We start from the raw sequence: 23895 nt of genomic DNA on the forward strand, positions 1-23895 counted from the left end.
CAATAGCCAACCTGGAGAATAAGTTCGTGGCAAACGACTTCCTTTTTACTTCGGAATCCGTCTCCGAAGGCCATCCCGACAAGGTCGCCGACCAGATTTCCGACGCCGTCCTGGACGCCATCCTGGCGCAGGACAAGTACGCGCGTGTGGCAGCCGAGACGCTTTGCAACACCGGTCTGGTGGTGCTGGCCGGGGAAATCACCACGACCGCCAACGTCGACTATATCCAGATCGCGCGCGACACCATCAAGCGCATCGGGTACGACAACACCGATTACGGCATCGACTACAAGGGCTGCGCGGTGCTGGTCGCCTATGACAAGCAGTCGCCCGACATCGCCCAGGGCGTCGACCGTGCCTCGGACGACTACCTGAACCAGGGCGCCGGCGACCAGGGCCTGATGTTCGGCTACGCCTGCGACGAGACCCCGGAACTGATGCCGTTCCCGATCTACTACGCGCACCGCCTGGTCGAGCGCCAGTCGCTGCTGCGCCGCGACGGCCGCCTGCCGTGGCTGCGCCCGGATGCCAAGTCCCAGGTCACGGTGCGCTATGTCGACGGCAAGCCGCACAGCGTGGATACCGTGGTGCTGTCGACCCAGCACGCGCCGGACATCACCCAGGCGCAGATCCGCGAGGCCGTGATCGAGGAGATCATCAAGCCGGTGCTGCCGGCAGAGATGCTCAAGGAAACCAAGTACCTGGTGAACCCGACCGGCCGCTTCGTGATCGGCGGGCCGCAAGGCGACTGCGGCCTGACCGGGCGCAAGATCATTGTCGACACCTACGGCGGCGCCTCGCCGCACGGCGGCGGCGCGTTCTCGGGCAAGGACCCGTCCAAGGTCGACCGCTCGGCTGCCTACGCCGCGCGCTACGTCGCCAAGAACGTGGTGGCCGCGGGCCTGGCGCGGCAGTGCCAGGTGCAGGTCAGCTACGCCATCGGCGTGGCGCGGCCGATCAACGTGACGGTCTATACCGAAGGCACCGGCAAGATTCCGGACGCCAAGATCGCGGAACTGGTGCAGGAACATTTCGACCTGCGCCCGAAGGGCATCGTGCAGATGCTGGACCTGCTGCGGCCGATCTACGAGAAGACCGCGGCCTATGGCCACTTCGGCCGCGAAGAGCCGGAATTCTCGTGGGAAGCCACCGACAAGGCGGCTGCGCTGCGCGCCGCGGCCGGCCTGTAAGCGCCGCGCTCGCGTCGGCAATCCTGACGACAAGCCCCGCCGGCCCGCAAGGGCTCGCGGGGTTTTTTTGCGTGGCTTTGATCCAGGTTCAGCTGACGCGTGACGCAGGCGCCACGGCCGGCGCACGGAGTAAAATTCCGCCACTCGCCTGCCGCCGCTGCGGCGGCCACCCTCAACACTGGTAACCGTTCCCAGAGGATGCCATGTCCGAAGCGCCTGTCCTTGCCCCGTCGCCCCCAGCCCGGCCGTCAACTGCCGGCCAGCTCGACCTGATCCGTCCGCAGCCCTATACGGAGTGGGCGCCCGAGGTCAGCGCCGAAGAACGCGCCACGCTGCGCCGCGAACTGGAGCAGGGCGCGGTACTGTACTTCCCCAACCTGAAGTTTCAGTTCCAGCGGGGTGAAGAGCGCTTCCTCGACGCCCGTTATTCCGACGGCAAGTCCAAGAACATCAACCTGCGTGCCGACGACACCGCGGTGCGCGGCGCGCAGGGCAGCCCGCAGGACCTGGCCGACCTGTACACGCTGATCCGCCGCTACGCCGACAGCAGCGAGTCGCTGATCCGCACGCTGTTCCCGGAATACATCCCGCACATGACCCGCGCCGGCACCTCGCTGCGGCCCAGCGAGATCGCCGGGCGCCCGGTCAGCTGGCGCAAGGACGACACCCGCCTGCACGTCGATTCCTTCCCGTCGAACCCGATGCTGGGCAAGCGCCTGTTGCGCGTGTTTCACAATATCGACCCGGCCGCGCCGCGCGTGTGGCGCGTAGGCGAGCCGTTCGGCGACTTTGCGCAGAAGTTCGTGCCCAAGACCCACGGCATGTGGCCGGGGCAGGCGGCGCTGATGAAGCTGCTGCATATCACCAAGCGCCGCCGCTCGGAATACGACCACCGCATGCTGCAGCTGCATGACCTGGCCAAGGCCGACCTGGACTACCAGGCCAACGTGCCGCAGCAGGAATTCCACTTCCCGCCGGGTGCAACCTGGATCGTCTTCAGCGACCAGCTGCTGCACGCGGCCATGCGCGGGCGCGCGATGATGGAGCAGACCATCTACCTGGCGCCGCAGGCGATTTCCGACCACACGCATTCGCCGGAGGCAGTGCTGTCGCGCATGCTCGGGCGGCCGATGCTGGTGTCGTAAGCGCGGCCTGTGCAGGCCAGAGCTCAACGCAGCAGCAGGCGCAGCATGGTGTCGAAGGTCTTGCCGTAAGGCGGCTTGAGCAGTCCGGCGCCGTTCAGGCTGGCCTGGTGGAACACCGGCTTCACCTTCGAAAAGGTGTCGAAGCCCGCCTGCCCATGGTACGCGCCCATGCCGCTGGCGCCGACGCCGCCGAACGGCAGGCCGTCCTGGGCGATATGGAACAGGGTGTCGTTGACCGTGACGCCGCCGGCGACGGTCTGCTGCATCACATGGGCGATGGCGCCGCGGTCGCGCTCGAACACGTATAACGCCAGCGGGCGCGGACGCGCGTTGATGTAGTCCACCGCCTCGTCGAGGGTGCGGTAGGTCACCACCGGCAGCACCGGCCCGAAGATCTCCTCGCGCAGGGCGGTTACGCCCTGTGGCACATCCAGCAGCAGCACCGGCGGCAGGCGCCGCGCCTGCGCATCCGGCTGCGCATCGGACAGCGGCACCACGGTCGCGCCTTGCGCGGCGGCCTCGTCGACCAGCGCTGCCAGCCGTGCGAAGTGCCGCGGGCTGATGATGCTGGTGTAGTCCGGGTTGTGCGCCAGGTCGGGATAGAGCCGGACTACGCAGCGGCGCGCCGCGTCCACCATCTGCCCGCGCAGGTCCTCCGGCACCAGTACATAATCCGGCGCGATGCAGGTCTGGCCCGCGTTCATCAGCTTGCCGACCAGGATGCGCTCCACGGCGCGCTCGAGGTCGGCCCCGGCCCCGATGATGGCGGGGGACTTGCCACCCAGCTCCAGGGTTACCGGGGTCAGGTTGGCGGCCGCCGCGCGCATCACATGGTGGCCGACCGCGGTCGAACCCGTGAACAGCAGGTGGTCGAACGGCAGCGCGGTGAACGCGCTGGCCACGTCGGCATCGCCGTTGATCACGACGATTTCGTCCGGGGCGAAGTGCTGCGGCACCAGCCGCGCGAACAGCGCCGCGAAGCGCGGCGTGTATTCCGACAGCTTGACCATGGCCCGATTGCCTGCCGCCAGCGCGCCGGCCAGAGGGCCGACCGTCAGGTACAGCGGGTAATTCCAGGGCACCACGATGCCGACCACGCCAAGCGGCTGCGGCACCAGGCGCGAGCTTCCCGGGCGGAACCAGAACCCCGTGGGTGCGCGCCGCACGCGCATCCAGCGCTTGCCATGCCGCAGGGCGTCGTCGACGCCGGCGAGGCTGGGGAACACCTCCAGCAGCGCGGTCTCCTGGCGCGGACGGTTGGTGAAATCCGCATGGATCGCGGCGGCAATTTCGGCCTGGTTTTCGGTCACCAGGCGCCGCAGGCGCTGCAGCCGGTCGGCACGCACAGGCCAGGCGGGCAGCTGGTCGCGCCGCGAAGCGGCATGCATGGCACCGAAGACGGACGACAGGTCGGGAACTTCTCGCATGGCTGCGCTCCAGGATTTCCGCGCACATTCGCGCACCATCGCGCAAGATAAGGCAGCGCGCCGGCCAAGACAATGGAAGCTTGCTACCAGCAAGCCGATTCAAACGCCCGTCCGGCGCGCTCGCGCGCCTCTCCGTCAAGCCCGTGCCTTTGATTGCCGCCGCCCGCTCCGGGCTTGAGCCGGCGCAGCCAGCGCCTACACTGAATCTCACGGCTTGCCATCCGCTGGACGGACAGGGCGCGCGCCGGCGCGGCCCGGCTCACGCATGCGCGCCGCCTGCGGAATCGCGGGGAGACAGATGGAAACCACCTATGACTACGTCATCGTCGGCGCGGGGTCGGCCGGCTGTGCGCTGGCGGGGCGCCTGGCCGACAGCGGCGACGACACCATCGCGCTGGTCGAGGCCGGACACCACGACCACCATGTGCTGGTGCGCACACCCGCCGGGCTGGCCGCGATGCTGCCGCATGCGGGGGCGCGCAACTACGGCTACCAGACCGTGCCGCAGCCGGGCCTGAACGGCCGCCGCGGCTACCAGCCGCGCGGGCGCGGGCTGGGCGGCTGCTCATCGATCAACGCCATGATCTACACGCGCGGCCGGCCCGCGGACTACGATGCCTGGGCCGACGCCGGCTGCGATGGCTGGTCCTGGGACGACGTGCTGCCGTACTTCCGCCGCGCCGAATGCAACGAGCGCCTGGCCGGCAGCGACGACGATCCGCTGCACGGCGGCAACGGCCCGCTGCATGTCAGCGACCTGCGTACGCCCAACCCGTTCGCCGAGCGCTTTATCGAGGCAGCGCAGCAGGCGGGCTTTCCGCGCAACGACGATTTCAACGGGGAAGAGCAGGAGGGCATCGGCTGGTACCAGGTCACGCAGCACGCGGGCGAACGCTGGAACGCCGCGCGTGCGTACCTGCATGGCGGCAACCCGCGCGACCGCGCCTGCAATGGCGGCCGTGCGCGGCTGCACGTGCTGACCGACACGCAGGCCCTGCGCATCGTCTTCGAAGGCCGTCACGCCGCCGGGGTGCTGGTACAGCGTGACGGCCGCCAGCAGCTGCTGCGCGCGCGTCGCGACGTGATCGTGTGCGCGGGCACGTTCGGCTCGCCGCAGCTGCTGATGGTCTCGGGCGTCGGTCCTGCCGCGCACCTGCGCGAACACGGCATCGACGTGGTCCATGACCTGCCCGGCGTGGGCGCCAACCTGCAGGACCATCTCGACGTGGTGCTGCACAAGCGCACCGCCGTGCCCGAGCTGTTCGGCGTGTCGTTCGGCGGCGTCGCGAGGCTGCTGTCCGAAATGCTGCGCTATCGGCGCGAGCGCGCCGGCATGATGTCGAGCAACTTCGCCGAGGCCGGCGGCTTCGTGCGCAGCCACCCGGCGCTGCCCGAGCCCGACTTGCAGCTGCATTTCGTGGTGGGCCTGGCGGACGACCATATGCGCAAGCTGAATCTCGGTCATGGCTATTCCTGCCATGTCTGCCTGCTGCGCCCGCGCAGCCGCGGCGAGGTCCGGCTGGCCACGGCCGATATCCGACGCGCGCCGCTGATCGACCCGAACTACCTGAGCGACGCGCGCGACCTCGACGACATGGTGGCCGGCGTGCGCATCGTGCGCAGCATCCTGTCGCAGCCGCAGCTGGCCTGCTTCGGCGGGCGGGAGCTCTATACGGCCGGGCTGCGTGCCGATGGCAGCGACGATGCCGCCGTGCGCGCACTGATCCGCGCGCGCGCCGACACCATCTACCACCCGGTCGGCACCTGCCGCATGGGCATGGATGCGATGGCGGTGGTGGATCCGCAATTGCGCGTGCGCGGCGTGGAAGGGCTGCGCGTGGTCGATGCGTCGGTGATGCCCACGCTGATCGGCGGCAATACCAATGCGCCCGCGATCATGATCGGCGAACGCGCGCACGACCTGATCCGCTATGCGCCGCGCGTGATGCTGCGGGTGCTGGAGTCGATGGAGGCCTAGCCTTCGAAGCCGCGCGACGCCACCCGGCCGAGCGCGCCGGCTTCGGCGTCGAGCGTGCCGAACACGCGCCCGTGCTGCCGTCCGAGCCGGCTGGCGACGAACAGCTCCGCGTTCTCGGGGTCGGCATGCGCCAGCATCAGCGCGGCCTGCGCGGTCAAGACCAGGCCCTGTGCAAAGCGGCGCGCATTGGCCTCCTGCTGTTCCGCGGGCTCGCGCAGCATGGCCTGCAGCGAGGCCAGTTCCGCGCGCACCGACGGATGGCCGCCGGCCCGCCGCGACAGGTCCTGCAACAGCCGTGCGCCATCGTCGGGATTGCGCTGGAGCGCACGCAGCACGTCCAGGCACATGATGTTGCCGGAGCCTTCCCAGATCGAATTGACCGGCGCCTCGCGGTACAGCCGCGCCATCGGGCCTTCCTCGACATAGCCGTTGCCGCCCCAGACTTCCATCGCTTCGCCGGTGGCTTCGAGCGTGCGCTTGCAGACCCAGAACTTGGCCGCCGGCGTGACCACGCGCTTCCAGGCGGCGGCGAGCGGGTCGGGGTTGTCGCCCTCGGCGTGCGCGAAGGCGTGGCCCAGTTCCATCATCAGCAGCGTGGCCGCCTCGGATTCCAGCGCCAGGTCCGCCAGCACGTTGCGCATCAGCGGCTGGTCGCACAGCAGGCGCCCGAAGGCGCTGCGGTGGCGCGTATGGTGGAGCGCCTGCACGAAGGCCGCGCGCAGGATCGCGGCGCTGCCGATCACGCAGTCCAGCCGCGTGCTGGTGGCCATTTCGATGATGGTCGGGATGCCGCGGCCCTCCTCGCCGATCAGGATGCCGGCGGCGTCGCGGAACTCGACTTCGCTGCTGGCGTTGGAGCGGTTGCCGAGCTTGTCCTTGAGCCGCTGGATCTGCACCGCGTTGCGGCTGCCGTCGTCGCGAAAGCGCGGCACGAAGAAGCACGACAGCGGACCGTCTTCGGCGCCCATGCGCGCCACCACCAGGTGCGCATCGCACATCGGCGCGGAGAAAAACCACTTGTGGCCGGTCAGCGCGTATTCCGCGCCGCGGCCTTCGCCGCGCACCGGGCGCGCCACCGTGGTGTTGGCGCGCACGTCGGAACCGCCCTGCTTCTCGGTCATGCCCATGCCGATCATGATCGCGCTCTTGTCGCGCCAGGGCAGGTCGCGCGCATCATGCCCGGTCGCATAGAGCCGCGGCTCCAGCTCGGCAAACAGCGCGGCTTCCTTGCGCAGCACGGGGATGCTGGCAAAGGTCATGGTGGGCGGACACAGCGAGCCCGATTCCACCTGTGCCTGCAGGAAGTACCCGGCCGTGCGCGCGGCCCAGGCGCCCGCGCGCGGCTGGGCGAAGGGCAGCGCCTGCAGCTGCTGGCTTCGCAGCAGCCCCAGCAAGGCGTGCCATCCCGGGTGGAACTCGACCATATCGATGCGCTCGCCGGTGCGGCTGTGGGTGTGCAGCTCCGGCGTATGGCGGTTGGCGTCCGCCGCCCATTGCTGCACTTCCGGCTCGCCCAGCCGCGCGCCGAACTGCCGCAGCGCATCGGCATGCCAGCCGCCGCCGAGGCGTTCCAGCGCGGCACGCACCATGGGATCGCTGTCGAACAGGTTGTAGTGCGCAAGATCCGGCACCTGGTTGAAGACGCGGTGGGTGGCGGCGTCGGTCATGATGTCTCCTGGATCGGGGCTGGGCGTTTGCTTGCATGGTAGAGCACGTCACGCTCGTTTGAGTGCCTGGTCGTACCCTTGCGCTGTCTTTTTGCGCCGCAGCATGCGCGATTCGATACCTTTTTGCACGGCAGTGGCACCATCGGCGATGGTGAACTGGCACTGGCGCCCACCGGTGCTCTGTGCTTAAATTCACCCCGTTGGATGAAACAGGGGTGCCGTACGGATGGGCCGTGCGGCTGAGAGAGTCCCTTCGAACCCGATCCGGTTAGTACCGGCGTGGGAAGTTTCAGCAAGACCAAGCCTCTGGTCCCGATCGGGACTCGTCATCTCGCCACCGGCCGGGCGGCGCTCACAGGGCTCCTGGTTTCGTCCACCCCGCAAGAGAGAGAGGACGACACCCATGGCCCGTACTGCCCCCGCTGCATCCTTCGAATCGCTCGAGAGCGACCTCGACCAGAAATTCGCCTATCCGGCTTCGAGCAAGACCTACCTGACCGGCAGCCGCCCCGATATCCGCGTGCCGCTGCGCACCATCCTGCAGACGTCGACGCGCACGGAAAAGGGCGAAATGCCCAACCCGCCGATCCCGGTCTACGACACCTCGGGCCCGTACAGCGATCCCGATGTGCATATCGACCTGAAGGCCGGCCTGCCGCCGGTGCGCGCCAAGTGGATCGAAGAGCGCGGCGACACCGAAGTGCTGCCCGGCCTGTCGTCGGAATACGGCCGCGACCGCGCCAACGACCCCGCCACCGCGCACCTGCGCTTCGCCCAGCTGACCAACCCGCGCCGCGCCAAGGCCGGCGCCAACGTGTCGCAGATGCACTATGCACGCAAGGGCATCATTACTCCCGAGATGGAATACGTGGCGCTGCGCGAGTCGCTGAACCTGCAGGCCCTGTACGACAAGCCCGAATACAAGGCGCTGCTGCGCCAGCATCCGGGCAACGCGCTGGGCGCGGGCCTGCCGCTGCGTCCCGAGGACATCACACCGGAATTCGTGCGCCAGGAAATCGCCTCGGGCCGCGCGATCATCCCCGCCAACATCAACCACACCGAGCTGGAGCCGATGGCGATCGGGCGCAACTTCCGCGTCAAGATCAACGGCAACCTCGGCAATTCGGCGGTGACGTCGTCGCTGGCCGAGGAAGTGGAAAAGATGGTGTGGTCGATCCGCTGGGGCGCCGACACCATCATGGACCTGTCGACCGGCAAGCACATCCATGAAACGCGCGAGTGGATCCTGCGCAATTCGCCGGTGCCGATCGGCACGGTGCCGATCTACCAGGCGCTCGACAAGACCGGCGGCATCGCCGAGGACCTGACCTGGGAGATGTTCCGCGACACGCTGATCGAGCAGGCCGAGCAGGGCGTGGACTACTTCACCATCCACGCCGGCGTGCTGCTGCGCTACGTGCCGCTGACGGCGGATCGCGTCACGGGCATCGTCTCGCGCGGCGGCTCGATCATGGCCAAGTGGTGCCTGGCGCATCACAAGGAAAACTTCCTGTACACGCACTTCGACGAGATCTGCGAAATCATGAAGGCCTATGACGTGTCGTTCAGCCTCGGCGACGGCCTGCGTCCGGGCTGCATCGCCGACTCCAACGACGACGCGCAGTTCGGCGAGCTGCGCACGCTGGGCGAGCTGACCGCCAAGGCGTGGAAGCACGACGTGCAGGTGATGATCGAAGGCCCGGGCCACGTGCCGCTGCAGCGCATCCAGGCCAACATGGACGAAGAACTCAAGCATTGCTACGAGGCGCCGTTCTACACCCTGGGACCGCTGGTGACCGACATCGCCCCCGGCTATGACCACATCACCAGCGGCATCGGCGCGGCCAATATCGGCTGGATGGGCACGGCCATGCTGTGCTACGTCACGCCGAAGGAGCACCTGGGCCTGCCGGACAAGGAAGACGTGCGCGAAGGCATCATCACCTACAAGATCGCCGCTCACGCCGCCGATCTGGCCAAGGGCTGGCCGGGCGCGCAGCTGCGCGACAACGCGCTGTCCAAGGCACGCTTCGAGTTCCGCTGGGAAGACCAGTTCAACCTGGGCCTCGACCCGGAACGCGCGCGCTCGTACCACGACGCGACGCTGCCGGCCGAAGGCGCCAAGATCGCCCACTTCTGCTCGATGTGCGGGCCGAAGTTCTGCTCGATGAAGATCACGCAGGAAGTGCGCGACTACGCGGCCTCGCTGCCCAAGGAAGCGCAGCAGGGCATGGAAGAGAAGTCGATCGAGTTCCTGAAGAAGGGCAGCAAGATCTACTCGTAAGGCCGTCGCTGAACACCTGCCGAAGTCAAGGCAGGACGGGCATGGCCTCGCAAGCCATGCCCGCGCAAGATCCGCCGCCGCGCAGCGCCCCGCGCGGCGGCACCGATTACAAGGAGGCCGGACGCGGCCGCATGGCGCGCCCGGCACAACACCCTCATGACAGCAGTGCAGTCGTTTGACGTCGCCATCCTCGGGGCCGGCCTTGCCGGCCGCCTGGCCGCCTGGTTGCTGGTCCGCGGCGGCGCCCGCGTGGCGCTGGTGGAGCGGGCCGGCCCGGACGGCGCGGGCTCGGCCGCCTATGTGGCCGCGGCCATGCTGGCGCCGCTGGCCGAGTCGGCCATCGCCGAGCGCCGCATCGTCGACCTTGGCATCGCCAGTGTCGACCTGTGGCGCGCGTGGCTGGTCGAATTGCCGGAACCGGTCTTCTTCCAGGAAGACGGCACGCTGGTGGTCTGGCATGCGCGCGACCGCGCCGAGATGTCGCTGTTCACCAGCCGCGTGCGCGCGGTGGCGCCGCCGGAGCTGGTGGCGCAGCGGCTGCGCGCGCTCGACGGCAAGGGCGTGGGCGAGGTCGAGCCGGCGCTGGCGGGCCGCTTTCCGCAAGGACTGCTGCTGGCCGGCGAAGGCCAGCTCGACAACCGCGGCGCGCTGCGCGCGCTGCTGTCGTGCGCGGTCAGCGAAGGCGTGCATTGCGTCTGGGAGGCGGGCGAGGTCGATGCCGGCTCGCTGCCCCAGCTTGGCATCCACGCCGACGTGGTGCTGGACTGCCGCGGCCTGGGCGCACGCAGCGCGTGGCCGGCGCAGCCCGGAGGCAGCCAGCCCGGCCTGCGTGGACTGCGCGGCGAAGTGGTGCGCGTGCATGCGCCCGACGTCAGGCTGCACCGGCCGGTGCGCCTGCTGCACCCGCGCTATCCGATCTATATCGCGCCCAAGCCCAACGACCTGTACGTGATCGGCGCCACCGAGCTGGAAAGCGAGGACGATTCGCCGATGAGCGTGCGCTCCGCGCTGGAGCTGCTGTCGGCGGCGCATTCGCTGCATCCCGCCTTCGGCGAGGCGCGCGTGCTGGAACTGAACGTGCAGCGCCGCCCCACGCGGCCCGACCACCTGCCGGCGATCCGCGTGGACCAGCGCGCGCGCGTGGTGCGTGTGAACGGCCTGTACCGCCACGGCTTCCTGATCGCCCCGGCGGTGACCGAGGCGGCGTGCGCGGTGGTGGGCGCGCTGCTCAACGGCGATCCCGCCGCGCATGCCGTGCCTGCCGCACTGCGCTGGCCCGGTATGATCGAGGCGGTGACCGAGGCGCCCGCGCCCACCGTTGGCGCGCGCTCCGGCACGCTGCATTAATGCAAGACTGACATGGATATCCTGCTCAACGGCCGACCGCTCGCCCTTGCCGAATCCGCCACGCTGGCGGACGCGGTGAGCGCTGCGCAGATCGCGCCCCCCTTTGCCGCGGCGGTCAACGGCCAGTTCGTGCCGCGCGCCGCGCACGCCAACACCCCTCTTGCGGCCGGCGACCGCATCGACCTCGTGCAACCCGTGACGGGAGGCTGACCCATGACCTTCGAACCTTCCGCAACCCTGCGCGACCCGTTCGTGCTGTATGGCGAGTCGTTCGGCTCGCGCCTGCTGCTGGGTACCGCGCGCTATCCGTCGCCGGCCACGCTTGAAGCCGCCGTGCAGGCCTCCGCGCCGGCCATGATCACCGTCGCGCTGCGCCGCCAGGGCGCGGTGGGCGACGGCGAGGGCGGCCAGGCGTTCTGGCAGATGCTCAAGGCGCTAAACGTGCCGGTGCTGCCCAACACCGCCGGCTGCTTCACCGCGCAGGAGGTCATCACCACCGCGATGATGGCGCGCGAGGTATTCGAGACGCCGTGGATCAAGCTCGAACTGATCGGCGACGACTACACCCTGCAGCCCGACACCCTGAACCTGCCGGCCGTGGCCGAGACCCTGCTCAAGGAGGGCTTCAAGGTGCTGCCGTACTGCACCGAGGACCTGGTGCTGTGCCGCCGCTTGCTCGACGTCGGTTGCCAGGCGCTGATGCCGTGGGCCGCGCCGATCGGCACCGGCCGCGGAGCGGTCAACCCGCACGCGATGCGCGTGCTGCGCGAGCGCCTGCCCGATACCCCGCTGATCGTCGATGCCGGCCTGGGCCTGCCGTCGCACGCGGCCCAGGTGCTGGAATGGGGTTACGACGGCGTGCTGCTCAACACCGCGGTGGCGCAGGCCGCCTACCCGGTCGACATGGCGCGCGCCTTCGCGCAGGCCGTGGCCGCGGGCCGCACCGCCTATCTGGCCGGGCCGATGCCCGAGCGCGAAGTCGCGCAGGCCAGCACCCCGGTGGTCGGCATGCCGTTCTGGCACGCCGACAACACGGAGCAGCGCGCATGACCCGCCGCCCCGTGCACGTCCCCAGCGACGGCCCGCTGCGCCAGGCGGTGCTGGAACACTATGGCGATACCTTCGGCGTCGACGACAAGCCGTGGCAGGCGTGGCGCCTGGAAGATGCGCCGGCGCAGCCCGGCGCGCACGACGTGCTGCTGTCCGACGGCGAAGCCGACGCCGACACCATCGCGCGCGTGGCCGCCGCAGGCGCCACGCTGATCGAGACCGAGCGCGAGGGCGGCCAGTGGGTCGACACCGTGCGCTCGCCGATGGGCACCTGGGTATTCTCGGTCGCCGCGGATACCGACCAGCCGCATTCGCCGGCCTTCGTCGCGGTGCTGCTGGCCTGCCTGTCGCTGCATTTCCCGGCCCACGATGCGCTGTGCCTGGCGCGCGCCTGGGCGCCGGGCTCGGCCGACTGGCCGTCCGACTTCGCGCGCTTCCCGCACGTGCGCCACGCCGCGCTGGTGGCGCCCGAGCACACCGTCGCGCCGTTCGCGCCATGCCCCGCGCTGGGCCTGTACGTGGTGGTGCCGAGCGCCGAATGGATCGAGCGCCTGGCGCCGCTGAACGTGCCCACGCTGCAGCTGCGCTTCAAGTCCGGCGATGCGGCCGCGGTGCGCGCGGAGATTGCGCGCGCGGCCAGGGCCATGCAGGGCTCGTCGTCGCGCCTGTTCATCAATGACCACTGGCAGGCGGCGATCGAGCATCACGCCGCCCATGGCGCGCACAGCGGCATCTACGGCATCCACCTGGGCCAGGAAGACCTGGACGATGCCGACCTCGACGCGATCCGCGCCTCCGGGCTGCGGCTGGGCGTGTCCACGCACGGGTACGCCGAGATGCTGCGCGTGGCCGCGATCCGCCCCAGCTACCTGGCGCTGGGCGCGATCTTCCCGACCACCACCAAAACCATGCCGACCCAGCCGCAGGGCATGGGCCGCTTCCGCGCTTATGTAAAGCTGATGCAGCCGGTGATCCCGTCGCTGGTCGGCATCGGCGGCGTCAACGCGACCAATATGCGCGAGGTGCTGGCCGTGGGCGTCGGCAGCGCTGCCGTGGTGCGCGCGGTCACCGAGGCCGACGACGTGCCGGCCGCGGTGGCCCGCCTCGTCAGCCTGTTCCCGGCCGGCTGAGCGCGCCGTGGCCGCCCCGCGCATTCGCCTGGCGGCCGTGGATGACCTGCCGCGGCTGCCGGACATCGAGCTGGCCGCCGCGGCGCTGTTCCCGGAGGGCGATCTGCCCGCGCTGCTGCGCCTGGTCAGCACGCCGGATTCAGCGCTGGTCGCGGCGCAGCGCGAAGGGCGGCTGTGGGTGGCCGAGCATGGCGGCGCAGTCGCCGGCTTCGCGCTGGCCAGCCGCAATCGTGAATGCGGCTATCTCGATGAAATGGACGTGCATCCCGACCATGGCCGGCGCGGTCTCGGGCGCGCGCTGGTCGGGGCCGTGCAGGACTGGGCGCGGGCAAGCGGACTGCGCTCCCTGAACCTGACCACGTTCGCGCATTTGCCGTGGAATGCGCCGTTCTATGCCTCGATGGGGTTTCGGCGGCTGGAGGACCGCGAGCTGTGCCCGTTGCTGTCGGAGGCGCTCGCGGCGCAGCGGGCAGCGGGTTTGCGGCAACGGATCGCGATGCGGCAGACCTTCTGAGCCAGTTGTTGTCTCTCCTCTCCCGCAAGCGGGAGAGGGAAGCAAACCGGCGCTGGCGACGGCCATCGCGTTTCCAAAGATTTGTGCGACATTCGCCCAGCCGCGCAAACCGAACGGACCCCGCCGCTATGATGGCGGGCAGCATTTCCCCGCCAACCATCCCGCATCGCGCACCATGTCGACCCAGCTCCCCGAGATCATTCCCGCCGCTCCCGGCACGCCCGAAAAGCCCTATTTCGGCATCGACGTGCCGCTGATGCGCTATTTCGGCCTGCAGCCGGAGCTGATCGAAGAGGGCTACTGCCGCACGCGCCTGCCGGCGCACCCGCAACTGGTGAACAGCCGCGGCGACGTGCATGGCGGCACGCTGATGGCGACGCTGGACTTCACGCTGAGCGGCGCGGCACGCTCGCACGCGCCCACGGAAACGGGCGTGATCACCATCGACATGTCGACCCATTTCCTGGCCGCCGCGCGCGGCGAGCTGACGCTGGAAGCGCGCTGCCTGCGCCGCGGCGCGCGCATCGCGTTCTGCGAAGGAGAAGTGAAGGACGCGGCCGGCACCGTGGTGTGCGTGGCGCGGGCCGCGTTCAAGCTGGTGCCGCTGTCCAGCGGCGGCAATTGATCCCTGCCTGAAAAACCCCGGCCGCTCAGTCCTGCAGCGGCCGGTACACCTGTTCGAACCTCGCGCGCTCGGTGATGCCATAGTCACCGGGCGCGTATTGCATCAGCCAGTCGCCCGGCTTGCCGTGCAGCACGTCGCCGCCGGCGCTGCGTTCGATGCTGAAGGCCTCATGCATCTCGCGCGCCAGCACCGGGATCGGTTTGTTGCGATAGGCGCCATCCTGGCCGTGCGCCAGCGGCGGGATGGCTTCGTACTTGGGGTCGAAGCGGTCGCGCGACACGCACCAGCGGTCGCCGCTGCGGCTGGTGATGAGCGCATCGCCGGGCTGGTAGCGGTTGGGGCCTTCGCGGCTGATCAACTCGCCAGCCTCGGTGGCGAACGCCACCTCGACGACTTCATGCTTGAGGTAGAAGGCGGCGTCGGGGTCGCTGCGCAGATCGATATGGGTGAGCATCGGCATCTTGCCCCTCAACCCAGCGCACGCGGCGCGAAGGCGTGGTTCAGCGGGCCGTTGCCGCTGCCCAGCCGCAATCCCGCGCCGGCCGCGATGGCCTGCGCCACATAGTCCAGGGCCTTGCCCGCCGCATCTTCCAGCGCATCGCCACGCGCCAGCTGCGACGCGATCGCCGCCGCCAGCGTGCAGCCGGTGCCGTGCAGGTTGCGGGTATCGACGCGCGGGTGCGTGAACACGCGCACGGTGCCGTCCTTCAGCATCAGCAGGTCGTCCAGCCCGCCCGCGATGCCGGCCGCGCCATCGTCTTCCAGGTGGCCACCCTTGAGCAGCACGGCCCGGCAGCCCATCGCGATCAGGTCGGCGGCGGCCTGTTCCATGTCGGCGCGGCGCGCGATCCTGCGCCCAAGCAGGTAAGAGGCCTCGGGCAGGTTGGGCGTGACCAGCAGCGCGCGCGGGAACAGCAGCCGCACCATGGCCTGCGTGGTGGCGTCGTCGGACAGCGTCGCGCCCGAGGTCGAGATCATCACCGGGTCCACCACCAGCTTGCGGATGCCATGCCGGTCCGCCGCCGCGGCCACGGCCTCGACGATGGCGGCAGTACCCAGCATGCCCGTCTTGGCCGCGTCCACGCCGATATCGCCGGCCACCGCGTCGATCTGCGCGGCCACCATGTCGGCCGGGATCGCATGCACGCCGGTCACGCCCAGCGTGTTCTGCGCGGTGATCGCGGTGATGGCGCTCATGCCGAAGCAGCCCAGCGCGGAAAAGGTCTTCAGGTCGGCCTGGATGCCGGCGCCGCCGCCGGAGTCGGAGCCGGCGATGGTCAGGGTGCGGGGTGGCGTAGGGATCATCTGAGAGGAAATCAAGGAGGGCCGGTGCGCAAGGCGGCCGGGCACGCTACAATACCGCCACTCCGAGGAGCGTTGCAACGGATGCGGTAGGCAGTTCAGTGCCACCCCATGCATCCGCCAGGCTCGGACTGTCTCAACGGCGCTCGCTGATCCGTGGTTTCGCACGGAGGCGAGTCGACCTATCCGCCCGCTGCGCATGTGCCCGCTGCCATGCCGCCGCCTGATTCCCCGATCTCGTCACCTGCGTGCCACTCTTCACCGGAGTGATACATGAACGCCGTGACCGACCTGAAGCAAGACTACCTCGTCGCCGACATCAACCTGGCCGGCTGGGGCCGCAAGGAAATCGCCATTGCCGAGACCGAGATGCCCGGCCTGATGGCGATCCGCGACGAATTCGCCGCCGCGCAGCCGCTCAAGGGCGCGCGCATCGCCGGCTCGCTGCACATGACGATCCAGACCGCGGTGCTGATCGAGACGCTCAAGGCGCTGGGCGCCGACGTGCGCTGGGCCTCGTGCAACATCTTCTCGACCCAGGACCACGCCGCCGCCGCCATCGCCGCCGGCGGCACGCCGGTGTTCGCCTTCAAGGGCGAATCGCTGAAGGAATACTGGGACTTCACGCACCGCATCTTCGACTGGGCCGACGGCGGCACGCCGAACATGATCCTCGACGACGGCGGTGACGCCACGCTGCTGCTGCACCTGGGCGCGCGCGCCGAGAAGGACCAGTCGGTGATCGCCAACCCGGGCAGCGAGGAAGAAACCTTCCTGTTCGCCGCGATCAAGGAAAAGCTGGCGAAGGACCCGAGCTGGTACAGCCGCAACCTGGCAGCCATCCGCGGCGTGACCGAGGAAACCACCACCGGCGTGCACCGCCTGTACCAGATGGCGCAGAAGGGCGAGCTGCGCTTCCCCGCGATCAACGTCAACGACTCGGTCACCAAGAGCAAGTTCGACAACCTGTACGGCTGCCGCGAGTCGCTGGTGGACGGCATCAAGCGCGCCACCGACGTGATGATCGCCGGCAAGATCGCCGTGGTCGCCGGCTACGGCGACGTGGGCAAGGGCAGCGCGCAGGCGCTGCGCGCGCTGTCGGCGCAGGTGTGGGTCACCGAGATCGACCCGATCTGCGCGCTGCAGGCCGCGATGGAAGGCTATCGCGTGGTCACCATGGACTACGCCGCCGAGCATGGCGATATCTTCGTCACCTGCACCGGCAACTACCACGTCATCACGCATGAGCACATGGCCAAGATGAAGGACCAGGCCATCGTCTGCAACATCGGCCACTTCGACAACGAGATCGACATCGCCTCGATCGAGAAGTACGAGTGGGACGAGATCAAGCCGCAGGTCGACCACGTCAAGTTCCCCGACGGCAAGAAGCTGATCATCCTGGCCAAGGGCCGCCTGGTGAACCTGGGCTGCGCCACGGGCCATCCGTCGTACGTGATGAGCTCGTCGTTCGCCAACCAGACCATTGCGCAGATCGAACTCTGGCAAGAGCGCGACAGCGGCAAGTATCCGGTGGGCGTGTACACGCTGCCGAAGCACCTGGACGAGAAGGTCGCGCGCCTGCAGCTGCGCAAGCTGAACGCGCAGCTGACCGAGCTGACCGACCAGCAGGCCGCTTATATCGGCGTGAAGAAGGAAGGCCCGTACAAGGCGGATCACTACCGCTATTGATGCGTGCAGCGAGGTAGCAACTCCCCTCTCCCGCTTGCGGGAGAGGGGAGAAAACCACCAACCAAGGAGCCGTCATGAGACTACTGGTCGTCTGGATCATCAACGCTGTCGCGCTGTTCGTACTGCCGTACATCATCCCGTCGATCCACATCAAGAGCTTCGGCTCGGCGATGCTGGCGGCGCTGGTGCTGGGCCTGGTCAATACGCTGATCCGTCCGATCCTGGTCATCCTGACTCTGCCGGTCACGCTGCTGACGCTGGGGCTGTTTATCTTCGTCATCAACGCGCTGCTGTTCCTGTTCGTCGGCAACCTGCTGTCCGGCTTTACCGTGGGCGGCTTCTGGGCGGCCTTGCTGGGCTCCATCCTGTACAGCGTGATCTCGTGGCTGCTGGCCAGCCTGCTGCTGGGCAACCGCGACGACTGATCTCATTTCGCGCGCCGCGCCAACGCGGCGCGCCACCATCATGCAAGACCGCTACTTCAGCTTTGAATTCTTCCCGCCCAAGACGGCGGAGGGCACGGAGAAGCTGCGCAATACGCGCGCGCAGCTGGCCCCGCTCAAGCCCAAGTACATCTCGGTGACGTTCGGCGCCGGCGGCACCACGCAGCAGGGCACGCTCGACGCCGTGCTGGAAATCCAGCGCGACGGCATCGAGGCCGCGCCGCACCTGTCGTGCGTTGGCTCGTCGCGCGAGAGCATCCGCGCGATCCTGCAGCAGTACCGCGACGGCGGCATCCGCCATATCGTCGCGCTGCGCGGCGACATGCCGTCGGGCATGGGCGAGATCGGCGAGTTCCGCTACGCCAACGAGCTGGTCGAGTTCATCCGCGCCGAGACCGGCGACTGGTTCAATATCGAAGTCGCGGCCTACCCGGAGTACCACCCGCAGGCGAAGTCGCCGCGCCATGACCTCGACAACTTCGTGCGCAAGGTGAAGGCCGGCGCCGACTCGGCGATCACGCAGTACTTCTACAACGCCGACGCGTACTTCCGCTTTGTCGACGACGTGCGCGCGCTCGGCGTCGAGGTGCCGATCGTGCCGGGCATCATGCCGATCACCAACTACTCGCAGCTGATGCGCTTCTCCGAGATGTGCGGCGCCGAGGTGCCGCGCTGGGTAGCCAAGCGGCTGGAGAGCTTCGGCGACGACCGCGAATCGATCCGCGCCTTCGGGCTGGACGTGGTCACCGCGCTGTGCGAGCGCCTGCTGGCCGCCGGCGTGCCGGGGCTGCATTTCTATACCCTCAACGCGGCCGGCGCGACCAAGGCGATCTGGCAGCGGCTGAAGCTGTAATCCGGCAATGGCCACGCGCCGCCCCGATCCTTTCATCGAACACCTGCTCGAGCTGATGGGGCCGCTGGCGGCGCGTATCGGGCCGGTCACCGCGAAACGGATGTTCGGCGGCCACGGCCTGTTCTACGACGGCCTGATGTTCGCGCTGGTATCGGGCGGCACCTGCTACCTGAAGGCGGATGACGCCACGCGGGGCAAGTTTGAAGCCGAGGGCAGCGAACCCTTCCGCTACCAGTCGGCGAAGCGCGAGGTCACCATGCGCCACTACCTCAGCCTGCCGCCCGCGGCGCTGGAATCGCCGGCGGCGATGACGCCGTGGGCCAAGCTGGCGGTGGAGGCGGCATTGAGATTGGGGAATGCTGGCTGAGTGTTTGCTCCCCTCTCCCGCGCGCGGGAGAGGGGCCGGGGGAGAGGGCAGGAGCTTCTACGATGTGAAACGATGTGGGCTGCGTCAGGCGCCGGCCCTCTCCCCCACCCCTCTCCCGCAAGCGGGCGAGGGGAGCTTGCTGCGGGCGTAGGCAGCAAGCTTCAGGCCCCAGCCACGCCCGCCTCAATCGGTGCCATACTCGCGCCATGGTCACCGCCACCTTCCGTTTCTACGAGGAACTGAACGACTTCCTCGCGCCGGACCAGCGCCGGCGCGACCTGTCGTGCGTGTGCGCGCGCGCGGCCACGGTCAAGCACATGATCGAGGCGCTGGGCGTGCCGCATACCGAGGTCGAGCTGATCCTGGTCAACGGCGAGTCGAGCGGTTTCGACCGGCAGCTGTGCGAAGGCGACCGGGTCTCGGTCTATCCCAAGTTCGAACGGATCGACGTGTCGCCGCTGCTGCGGGTACGCGGGCAGCCGCTGCGCGTGATGCGCTTTGTCGCCGATGCCCACCTGGGCGGGCTGGCGCATCTGCTGCGCATGACCGGCTTCGACACGCTCTACGACAACCATTTCGAAGACAGCGAGATCGAGCGCATCGCGGTCGACGAAGGCCGCATCGTGCTGACGCGCGACCGCGAGCTGCTCAAGCGGCGCGGCATCACGCACGGCTGCTATGTGCGCGCGCTCAAGTCGCGCCAGCAGGTGCGCGAGATCTTCGCGCGGCTGGACCTGGCGGGCAGCGCCCGGCCGTTTTCGCTGTGCCTGGACTGCAATGCGCCGCTGCGCGCGCTGGATCCGGCCGGCGCGGCGGGGCGCGTGCCGGACGGCGTGCTGGCGCGCCATCGCAGCTTCGTCACCTGCGACCGTTGCCGGCGCGTGTTCTGGGAAGGCTCGCACTGGCGCTGCATGCGCGCGCTGGTCGAAGAGCTGGTGCAGGGCGCCGGGACCGATCCGGGCTAGAACGCGCCCGACTCCGTCACGATCCAGTCCATGGCGATGTCGTGCGGCTGCGCCTGCAGCGCAATGCGGCACGCGTCGTAGCCGATGCCGATGGCGACCGGCCGCTGCGCCATCGCCGCCAGCGTGCGGTCGTAGAAGCCGCCGCCATAGCCCAGGCGGAACTTGTCCGGGCTGAAACCGACACAGGGAATGAGCAGCGCATCCGGCGTGGCCGCCTCGGTGCCGTCGGGCACCGGGATGCCGTAGTGGCCGGTGGCCATGGGCGCATCCGGCGTCCACAGGTGGAAGTCCAGCGGCGCGCCGGGGCGGCTGACCGACGGCAGCGCGGCATGGCGGCCGGGCACGGCGGCGAGCCACTGCGCCACCGCGGCGCGCGCGTCGAACTCCTGCTGGATCGGCCAGTAAAAGCCCAGGCAGCGCACGGCCAGGCCTGCCAGCAGTTCAGACAGCGCGGCGGCGATGCGCGTGTCGGCTTCGGCGCGGGCGGGCAGGGCGGCTCTCTGCGCCAGCAAGCGCGCGCGCAACGCGCGTCGGTCGTCGTCGGCGGCGGGGGAGGGTGCGGTCTGGGCAGGAATGGAAGACATGGCGTGGGATAATGCGCTCGTCCGAACCAACATGGACGGCGGCGTCGCGGCTCCGGCACAACGGATGCGAGCGACGGCGCCGCCGTCATCGACAAGGAAGAAGAATGCTGAAGGGAGTATATCTGCAGCGTGCAGGGCGGGCCGCCTGGATCGCCCTGGCATGTGCACTGCTTGTCACGCCCGTTCACGCGCAGAAGCGCCCGCAGGCGGTCACGCGCGCGGCGCCGACGGTGATCCCCAGCGATCCCGACGAAGCCTTTGCCGCGCTGCGCGAGGCCGCGCGCAAGAATGACGTGGAGCGCGCCTACGCGATCTCGGCCACGCTGGTGGATTATCCGGTGCCGTCCTACGTCGAGTATTTCCGCATCAAGCCGCAACTGTTCGACGCCAGCGGCCTGGCCCGCGTCGATGCGCCGGACGACCAGGTGCGCGTGTTCCTGCAGCGCTACAAGGGCGACGCGATTGCCGACCGCATGCGCAATGACTGGCTTCTGGTGCTGGGCAAGAAGCGCGACTGGGCCAATTTCGACGCGGAGTATCCGCAGTTCGTGCTCAAGGACGATACCCAGGTCGAGTGCTATGCGCTGCTGTCGCGCGCGCTCAAGGGACAGAACGTTGCTGCCGAGGCGCGCAACGTGCTCAGCGATCCCAGGTACTACGGCGAGGGCTGCGTCGACCTGATCGGCTACCTGGTGCAGAGCCAGCAGATCCAGCGCAGCGACGTGGCCTTCCAGGCGCGCCTGGCGCTCGAGCAGAACTACGTCACGCTGGCCGGCAAGATCGCCGCGCTGTTGCCCGACGCGCGCGTCGACGGCGACACCCTGGCCACCATCGTCAAGATGGCGCGCAACGACCCGTCGCAGGCGGCGGCCTACCTGGCCACCGCCCAGGGCACGCTGTCGCGCGACGAGCAGGGCGCGGCCTGGGGCGTGATCGGCCAGTTCGCCGCCAAGAAACTGCTGCCCGAGGCGGCCGGCTACTACCGCCGCCAGATGGACCTGGGCGGCAACCAGTGGCTGTCCGACGACACCCAGGAATGGCGCGTGCGCGCCGCGCTGCGCCAGGGCGACTGGAAGCAGGTGCGCCAGGCGGTCGAGCTGATGCGTCCGGAGCTGCGCGCCAAGGATCCGGCCTGGATCTACTGGTACGGCCGCGCGCTCAAGGTCGACGGCCGCGACACCGAGGCCCAGCAGAACTTCCAGCAGATCGCCGGCCAGTTCAATTTCTACGGCCAGCTGGCCAGCGAGGAACTGGGCAACCGCATCACGCTGCCGCCGCGCACCGCCGTCAGCGACGCCGAGGCCATGGCGATGCGCGCACGCCCCGGCTTTCAGCGCGCGCAGAAGTTCTACGCGATGAACCTGCGTTTCGAGGGCAACCGCGAATGGAACTGGGAACTGCGCAACATGAGCGACCGCGAACTGCTGGCCGCCGCCGAGTATGCGCGCCGCCTCGAATTGCTCGACCGCACCGTCAACTCGGCCGACCGCACCCGCAACGAGCATGACTTCGCGCTGCGCTTCCTGATGCCGTATCGCGACATCATGCAGCGCGCCACCGACGAGGTCGGTCTCGACATGGCGTGGGTGTACGGCCTGATCCGCCAGGAGTCCCGCTTCATCATGAATGCGCGTTCGTCGGCGGGGGCGCATGGCCTGATGCAGGTGATGCCGGCGACGGCAAAGTACGTGGCGCGCAAGATCGGCATGAGCGACTTTTCGCCGTCGATGATGGGCGATCCCACCATCAACATCCAGCTTGGCACCAACTACCTGAACATGGTGCTGACCGACCTGGACAGCTCCTGGACGCTGGCCTCGGCCGCTTACAACGCCGGCCCGGGCCGGCCCAAGGCCTGGCGCAGCACGCTGGCGCGGCCGGTGGAAGGCGCGATCTTTGCAGAGACCATCCCGTTCAATGAAACGCGCGGCTATGTGAAGAATGTGCTTTCCAACGCTACGTACTATGCTGCATTGATGAGTGGCCGGCCGCAGTCGCTGAAGTCGCGCCTGGGCACGGTCACGCCGTCGGCGGTGACCACCACCAGCCTGCCCTGAAGGGCGTCTTGCCTGGTCCGCCTGCCCTGTAACGGGGCGGGCACGACGGGCCTGCGGCGTGGCGCCGCGGGCCCGGGCTGGCGCGGGTGCCGCGGCGTGCAGTTCTTTCCTGGCACGGAGGCATCATGCAGACCAGCAACGTCCTCGTCATCGGTGGCGCCGGCTTTATCGGCAGCCATCTCGTCTCGCGCCTGGCCGGCGCCGCCTCGGCCTCCGGCGCGCCGCTGGAAGCCGGCGCCAATCCCGATTCCCCCATCGCCCCGGACCGCATCGTGGTCGGCACGCGCAATGTCGAGCATGCGCAGCACCTGCTGCTGCTGCCGCGCGTCGAGGTGGTGGAGCTTGGCCTGGCCGACAATGCCGCGCTGGACGACGCGATCGGCTCTCTGGGCGTCGACGGCATCGTCGTCAACCTGGTAGGCGTGCTGCACGGCGAGCGCGCCGACCCCTACGGCGAGGCGTTTGCCAGCGCGCATGTGGAACTGGTGCGGCAGATTGTGGCGTCATGCCTGTCCACGGGCGTGCGCCGGCTGTTGCATATGAGCGCGCTCGGCGCCGACAGCAACGGGCCGTCGATGTATCTGCGCAGCAAGGGCGACGGCGAGCGCATCGTGCGCGCCAGCGGGCTCGACTGGACCATCTTCCGGCCCTCGGTGGTATTCGGCCCCGACGACCACTTCCTGAACCTGTTCGCCCACATGCAGCAGCTGGCGCCAGTAGTGCCGCTGGCGTGCGCACATGCGCGCTTCCAGCCGGTGTTCGTGCAGGACGTGGTGCAGGCCTTCCTGAACGCCATGGTTAACCCGGCCACCATCGGCCACGGCTATGAGCTGGGCGGCCCGCAGGTCTACACGCTGGAGGAGCTGGTGCGCTTTGCCGGACGCGCCTCGGGCCATCCGCGCCCGGTGATCGCGCTGCCCGATGCGCTGGCGCGGGTGCAGGCGGCGGTCATGGAGCATATGCCGGGCGCACCGCTGCTGTCGCGCGACAACCTCGATTCGATGCAGCTCGACAATGTGCTGGCGCGCCCGATGGCGCCGGAGCTGAACCTGCATCCCGTGCACCTGGAATCCGTGATGACCGACGCGCTGTCCGGGCGCAACCGCGATGCCGCGCTGACCCACATGCGCGCCAGCGTGCACCGCTGAAACGCCGGCCGTGAAGGCGGCTATGTGACCGGATTTCATAACGGTTGCGAGCGCAATTCACTTTGAGGCGAGCCGCTGCGCTGGCAGAATGACTGGTCCGGCGCGCGGCTGCCTCGCCGTCACGCCG

The 23895-nt window shown here is 69.0% G+C and carries 22 protein-coding genes and 2 riboswitches; of the genes, 17 read left to right on the top strand and 5 right to left on the bottom strand.

All coding sequences use genetic code 11. The features are described from left to right. The first annotated feature begins 26 nt into the window (after positions 1-26). Together metK and RALTA_RS00865 are read left to right on the top strand one after the other, a co-directional pair. Positions 27-1190, top strand: coding sequence for a methionine adenosyltransferase (gene metK / locus RALTA_RS00860; RefSeq protein WP_025586391.1), 1164 nt, complete (start codon positions 27-29; stop codon positions 1188-1190). A 203-nt stretch (positions 1191-1393) separates the two neighbouring features. Continuing rightward, positions 1394-2335, top strand: coding sequence for a Kdo hydroxylase family protein (locus RALTA_RS00865; RefSeq protein ID WP_012351516.1), 942 nt, complete (start codon positions 1394-1396; stop codon positions 2333-2335). A gap of 23 nt (positions 2336-2358) precedes the next feature. Here the strand turns inward: RALTA_RS00865 and RALTA_RS00870 are convergent, their stop codons facing one another. Beyond that, the gene (locus RALTA_RS00870) at positions 2359-3762 is read right to left on the bottom strand and encodes a coniferyl aldehyde dehydrogenase (RefSeq protein WP_012351517.1); all 1404 of its coding nucleotides are present in this window, start codon (positions 3760-3762) and stop codon (positions 2359-2361) included. Between the two features lie 298 nt (positions 3763-4060). Between RALTA_RS00870 and RALTA_RS00875 the strand changes: the two genes are divergently transcribed. Next, positions 4061-5740 (top strand): GMC family oxidoreductase, encoded by a 1680-nt coding sequence (locus RALTA_RS00875; RefSeq protein ID WP_041232036.1) that lies wholly within the window; start codon positions 4061-4063, stop codon positions 5738-5740. On the opposite strand, the gene RALTA_RS00880 is transcribed toward RALTA_RS00875, so the two are convergent. Beyond that, positions 5737-7407 (bottom strand): acyl-CoA dehydrogenase family protein, encoded by a 1671-nt coding sequence (locus tag RALTA_RS00880; RefSeq protein ID WP_012351519.1) that lies wholly within the window; start codon positions 7405-7407, stop codon positions 5737-5739. The genes RALTA_RS00875 and RALTA_RS00880 overlap by 4 nt on opposite strands. Before the next feature lie 201 nt (positions 7408-7608). Next, positions 7609-7710: riboswitch (TPP riboswitch) on the top strand. Positions 7711-7810: 100 nt separating this feature from the next. Here RALTA_RS00880 and thiC point away from each other — a divergent pair. The 7 genes from thiC (at position 7811) to RALTA_RS00915 (ending at position 14357) form a co-directional block, all read left to right on the top strand. Then, positions 7811-9691: a phosphomethylpyrimidine synthase ThiC gene (gene thiC, locus RALTA_RS00885; protein WP_012351520.1), complete on the top strand. Its 1881-nt coding sequence runs from the start codon at positions 7811-7813 to the stop codon at positions 9689-9691. A gap of 156 nt (positions 9692-9847) precedes the next feature. Further along, positions 9848-11038 carry an FAD-dependent oxidoreductase gene (locus tag RALTA_RS00890; protein WP_012351521.1) on the top strand — a complete coding sequence of 397 codons (1191 nt, stop codon included), beginning with the start codon at positions 9848-9850 and terminating at the stop codon, positions 11036-11038. A 12-nt stretch (positions 11039-11050) separates the two neighbouring features. Beyond that, complete coding sequence (gene thiS / locus RALTA_RS00895) at positions 11051-11248, top strand: sulfur carrier protein ThiS (RefSeq protein ID WP_012351522.1); 198 nt, start codon at positions 11051-11053, stop codon at positions 11246-11248. Between the two features lie 3 nt (positions 11249-11251). Further along, positions 11252-12088 (top strand): thiazole synthase, encoded by an 837-nt coding sequence (locus tag RALTA_RS00900; RefSeq protein WP_012351523.1) that lies wholly within the window; start codon positions 11252-11254, stop codon positions 12086-12088. Next, entirely contained in the window at positions 12085-13218 is a 1134-nt protein-coding gene (locus RALTA_RS00905) for a thiamine phosphate synthase (RefSeq protein WP_012351524.1), read from the top strand. Before RALTA_RS00900 ends, RALTA_RS00905 begins: the two co-directional genes overlap by 4 nt. Positions 13219-13225: 7 nt before the next feature. After that, complete coding sequence (locus RALTA_RS00910; RefSeq protein ID WP_012351525.1) at positions 13226-13732, top strand: GNAT family N-acetyltransferase; 507 nt, start codon at positions 13226-13228, stop codon at positions 13730-13732. A gap of 175 nt (positions 13733-13907) precedes the next feature. Then, positions 13908-14357 carry a PaaI family thioesterase gene (locus tag RALTA_RS00915; protein WP_012351526.1) on the top strand — a complete coding sequence of 150 codons (450 nt, stop codon included), beginning with the start codon at positions 13908-13910 and terminating at the stop codon, positions 14355-14357. 25 nt (positions 14358-14382) lie between these two features. Here RALTA_RS00915 and RALTA_RS00920 read toward each other — a convergent pair whose 3' ends face one another. Both RALTA_RS00920 and thiD read right to left on the bottom strand, forming a co-directional pair. Further along, positions 14383-14817: a PGDYG domain-containing protein gene (locus tag RALTA_RS00920; RefSeq protein ID WP_012351527.1), complete on the bottom strand. Its 435-nt coding sequence runs from the start codon at positions 14815-14817 to the stop codon at positions 14383-14385. An 8-nt stretch (positions 14818-14825) separates the two neighbouring features. After that, positions 14826-15662 carry a bifunctional hydroxymethylpyrimidine kinase/phosphomethylpyrimidine kinase gene (thiD, locus tag RALTA_RS00925; protein WP_050976430.1) on the bottom strand — a complete coding sequence of 279 codons (837 nt, stop codon included), beginning with the start codon at positions 15660-15662 and terminating at the stop codon, positions 14826-14828. Positions 15663-15720: 58 nt separating this feature from the next. Further along, positions 15721-15814, top strand: a riboswitch (S-adenosyl-L-homocysteine riboswitch). A 118-nt stretch (positions 15815-15932) separates the two neighbouring features. Here thiD and ahcY point away from each other — a divergent pair. From ahcY to RALTA_RS00950, 5 genes are all read left to right on the top strand, one after another. Beyond that, positions 15933-17351: an adenosylhomocysteinase gene (ahcY, locus tag RALTA_RS00930; protein ID WP_012351529.1), complete on the top strand. Its 1419-nt coding sequence runs from the start codon at positions 15933-15935 to the stop codon at positions 17349-17351. Between the two features lie 74 nt (positions 17352-17425). After that, entirely contained in the window at positions 17426-17776 is a 351-nt protein-coding gene (locus tag RALTA_RS00935; protein WP_012351530.1) for a phage holin family protein, read from the top strand. Between the two features lie 40 nt (positions 17777-17816). Further along, positions 17817-18647 carry a methylenetetrahydrofolate reductase [NAD(P)H] gene (metF, locus tag RALTA_RS00940; protein WP_012351531.1) on the top strand — a complete coding sequence of 277 codons (831 nt, stop codon included), beginning with the start codon at positions 17817-17819 and terminating at the stop codon, positions 18645-18647. Between the two features lie 7 nt (positions 18648-18654). Further along, positions 18655-19014, top strand: a complete 360-nt coding sequence (locus RALTA_RS00945) for a TfoX/Sxy family protein (protein ID WP_012351532.1) — start codon at positions 18655-18657, stop codon at positions 19012-19014. Between the two features lie 206 nt (positions 19015-19220). Further along, positions 19221-19979, top strand: coding sequence for a Mut7-C RNAse domain-containing protein (locus RALTA_RS00950; RefSeq protein WP_012351533.1), 759 nt, complete (start codon positions 19221-19223; stop codon positions 19977-19979). Here RALTA_RS00950 and RALTA_RS00955 read toward each other — a convergent pair. Beyond that, positions 19976-20563, bottom strand: coding sequence for a 5-formyltetrahydrofolate cyclo-ligase (locus RALTA_RS00955; RefSeq protein ID WP_012351534.1), 588 nt, complete (start codon positions 20561-20563; stop codon positions 19976-19978). The two genes, RALTA_RS00950 and RALTA_RS00955, sit on opposite strands and share 4 nt — an antisense overlap. A 104-nt stretch (positions 20564-20667) precedes the next feature. Between RALTA_RS00955 and RALTA_RS00960 the strand changes: the two genes are divergently transcribed. Together RALTA_RS00960 and RALTA_RS00965 are read left to right on the top strand one after the other, a co-directional pair. Then, positions 20668-22620, top strand: coding sequence for a lytic transglycosylase domain-containing protein (locus RALTA_RS00960; RefSeq protein ID WP_012351535.1), 1953 nt, complete (start codon positions 20668-20670; stop codon positions 22618-22620). Between the two features lie 125 nt (positions 22621-22745). Continuing rightward, positions 22746-23768: a complex I NDUFA9 subunit family protein gene (locus RALTA_RS00965; protein WP_012351536.1), complete on the top strand. Its 1023-nt coding sequence runs from the start codon at positions 22746-22748 to the stop codon at positions 23766-23768. The last annotated feature ends 127 nt before the right edge of the window (positions 23769-23895 follow it).

The organism is Cupriavidus taiwanensis LMG 19424 (assembly GCF_000069785.1).
Classification (GTDB): Bacteria; Pseudomonadota; Gammaproteobacteria; order Burkholderiales; family Burkholderiaceae; genus Cupriavidus; species Cupriavidus taiwanensis.

What these genes read in the sequence shown, in the direction of transcription:
- RALTA_RS00865 (WP_012351516.1), top strand. Translation starts at nt 1,394, where the DNA reads ATGTCCGAAGCGCCTGTCCTTGCCCCGTCGCCCCCAGCCCGGCCGTCA.
- RALTA_RS00870 (WP_012351517.1), bottom strand. Translation starts at nt 3,762, where the DNA reads ATGCGAGAAGTTCCCGACCTGTCGTCCGTCTTCGGTGCCATGCATGCC.
- RALTA_RS00875 (WP_041232036.1), top strand. Translation starts at nt 4,061, where the DNA reads ATGGAAACCACCTATGACTACGTCATCGTCGGCGCGGGGTCGGCCGGC.
- RALTA_RS00880 (WP_012351519.1), bottom strand. Translation starts at nt 7,407, where the DNA reads ATGACCGACGCCGCCACCCACCGCGTCTTCAACCAGGTGCCGGATCTT.
- thiC (WP_012351520.1), top strand. Translation starts at nt 7,811, where the DNA reads ATGGCCCGTACTGCCCCCGCTGCATCCTTCGAATCGCTCGAGAGCGAC.
- RALTA_RS00890 (WP_012351521.1), top strand. Translation starts at nt 9,848, where the DNA reads ATGACAGCAGTGCAGTCGTTTGACGTCGCCATCCTCGGGGCCGGCCTT.
- thiS (WP_012351522.1), top strand. Translation starts at nt 11,051, where the DNA reads ATGGATATCCTGCTCAACGGCCGACCGCTCGCCCTTGCCGAATCCGCC.
- RALTA_RS00900 (WP_012351523.1), top strand. Translation starts at nt 11,252, where the DNA reads ATGACCTTCGAACCTTCCGCAACCCTGCGCGACCCGTTCGTGCTGTAT.
- RALTA_RS00905 (WP_012351524.1), top strand. Translation starts at nt 12,085, where the DNA reads ATGACCCGCCGCCCCGTGCACGTCCCCAGCGACGGCCCGCTGCGCCAG.
- RALTA_RS00915 (WP_012351526.1), top strand. Translation starts at nt 13,908, where the DNA reads ATGTCGACCCAGCTCCCCGAGATCATTCCCGCCGCTCCCGGCACGCCC.
- RALTA_RS00920 (WP_012351527.1), bottom strand. Translation starts at nt 14,817, where the DNA reads ATGCCGATGCTCACCCATATCGATCTGCGCAGCGACCCCGACGCCGCC.
- thiD (WP_050976430.1), bottom strand. Translation starts at nt 15,662, where the DNA reads ATGATCCCTACGCCACCCCGCACCCTGACCATCGCCGGCTCCGACTCC.
- ahcY (WP_012351529.1), top strand. Translation starts at nt 15,933, where the DNA reads ATGAACGCCGTGACCGACCTGAAGCAAGACTACCTCGTCGCCGACATC.
- RALTA_RS00935 (WP_012351530.1), top strand. Translation starts at nt 17,426, where the DNA reads ATGAGACTACTGGTCGTCTGGATCATCAACGCTGTCGCGCTGTTCGTA.
- metF (WP_012351531.1), top strand. Translation starts at nt 17,817, where the DNA reads ATGCAAGACCGCTACTTCAGCTTTGAATTCTTCCCGCCCAAGACGGCG.
- RALTA_RS00945 (WP_012351532.1), top strand. Translation starts at nt 18,655, where the DNA reads ATGGCCACGCGCCGCCCCGATCCTTTCATCGAACACCTGCTCGAGCTG.
- RALTA_RS00950 (WP_012351533.1), top strand. Translation starts at nt 19,221, where the DNA reads ATGGTCACCGCCACCTTCCGTTTCTACGAGGAACTGAACGACTTCCTC.
- RALTA_RS00955 (WP_012351534.1), bottom strand. Translation starts at nt 20,563, where the DNA reads ATGTCTTCCATTCCTGCCCAGACCGCACCCTCCCCCGCCGCCGACGAC.
- RALTA_RS00960 (WP_012351535.1), top strand. Translation starts at nt 20,668, where the DNA reads ATGCTGAAGGGAGTATATCTGCAGCGTGCAGGGCGGGCCGCCTGGATC.
- RALTA_RS00965 (WP_012351536.1), top strand. Translation starts at nt 22,746, where the DNA reads ATGCAGACCAGCAACGTCCTCGTCATCGGTGGCGCCGGCTTTATCGGC.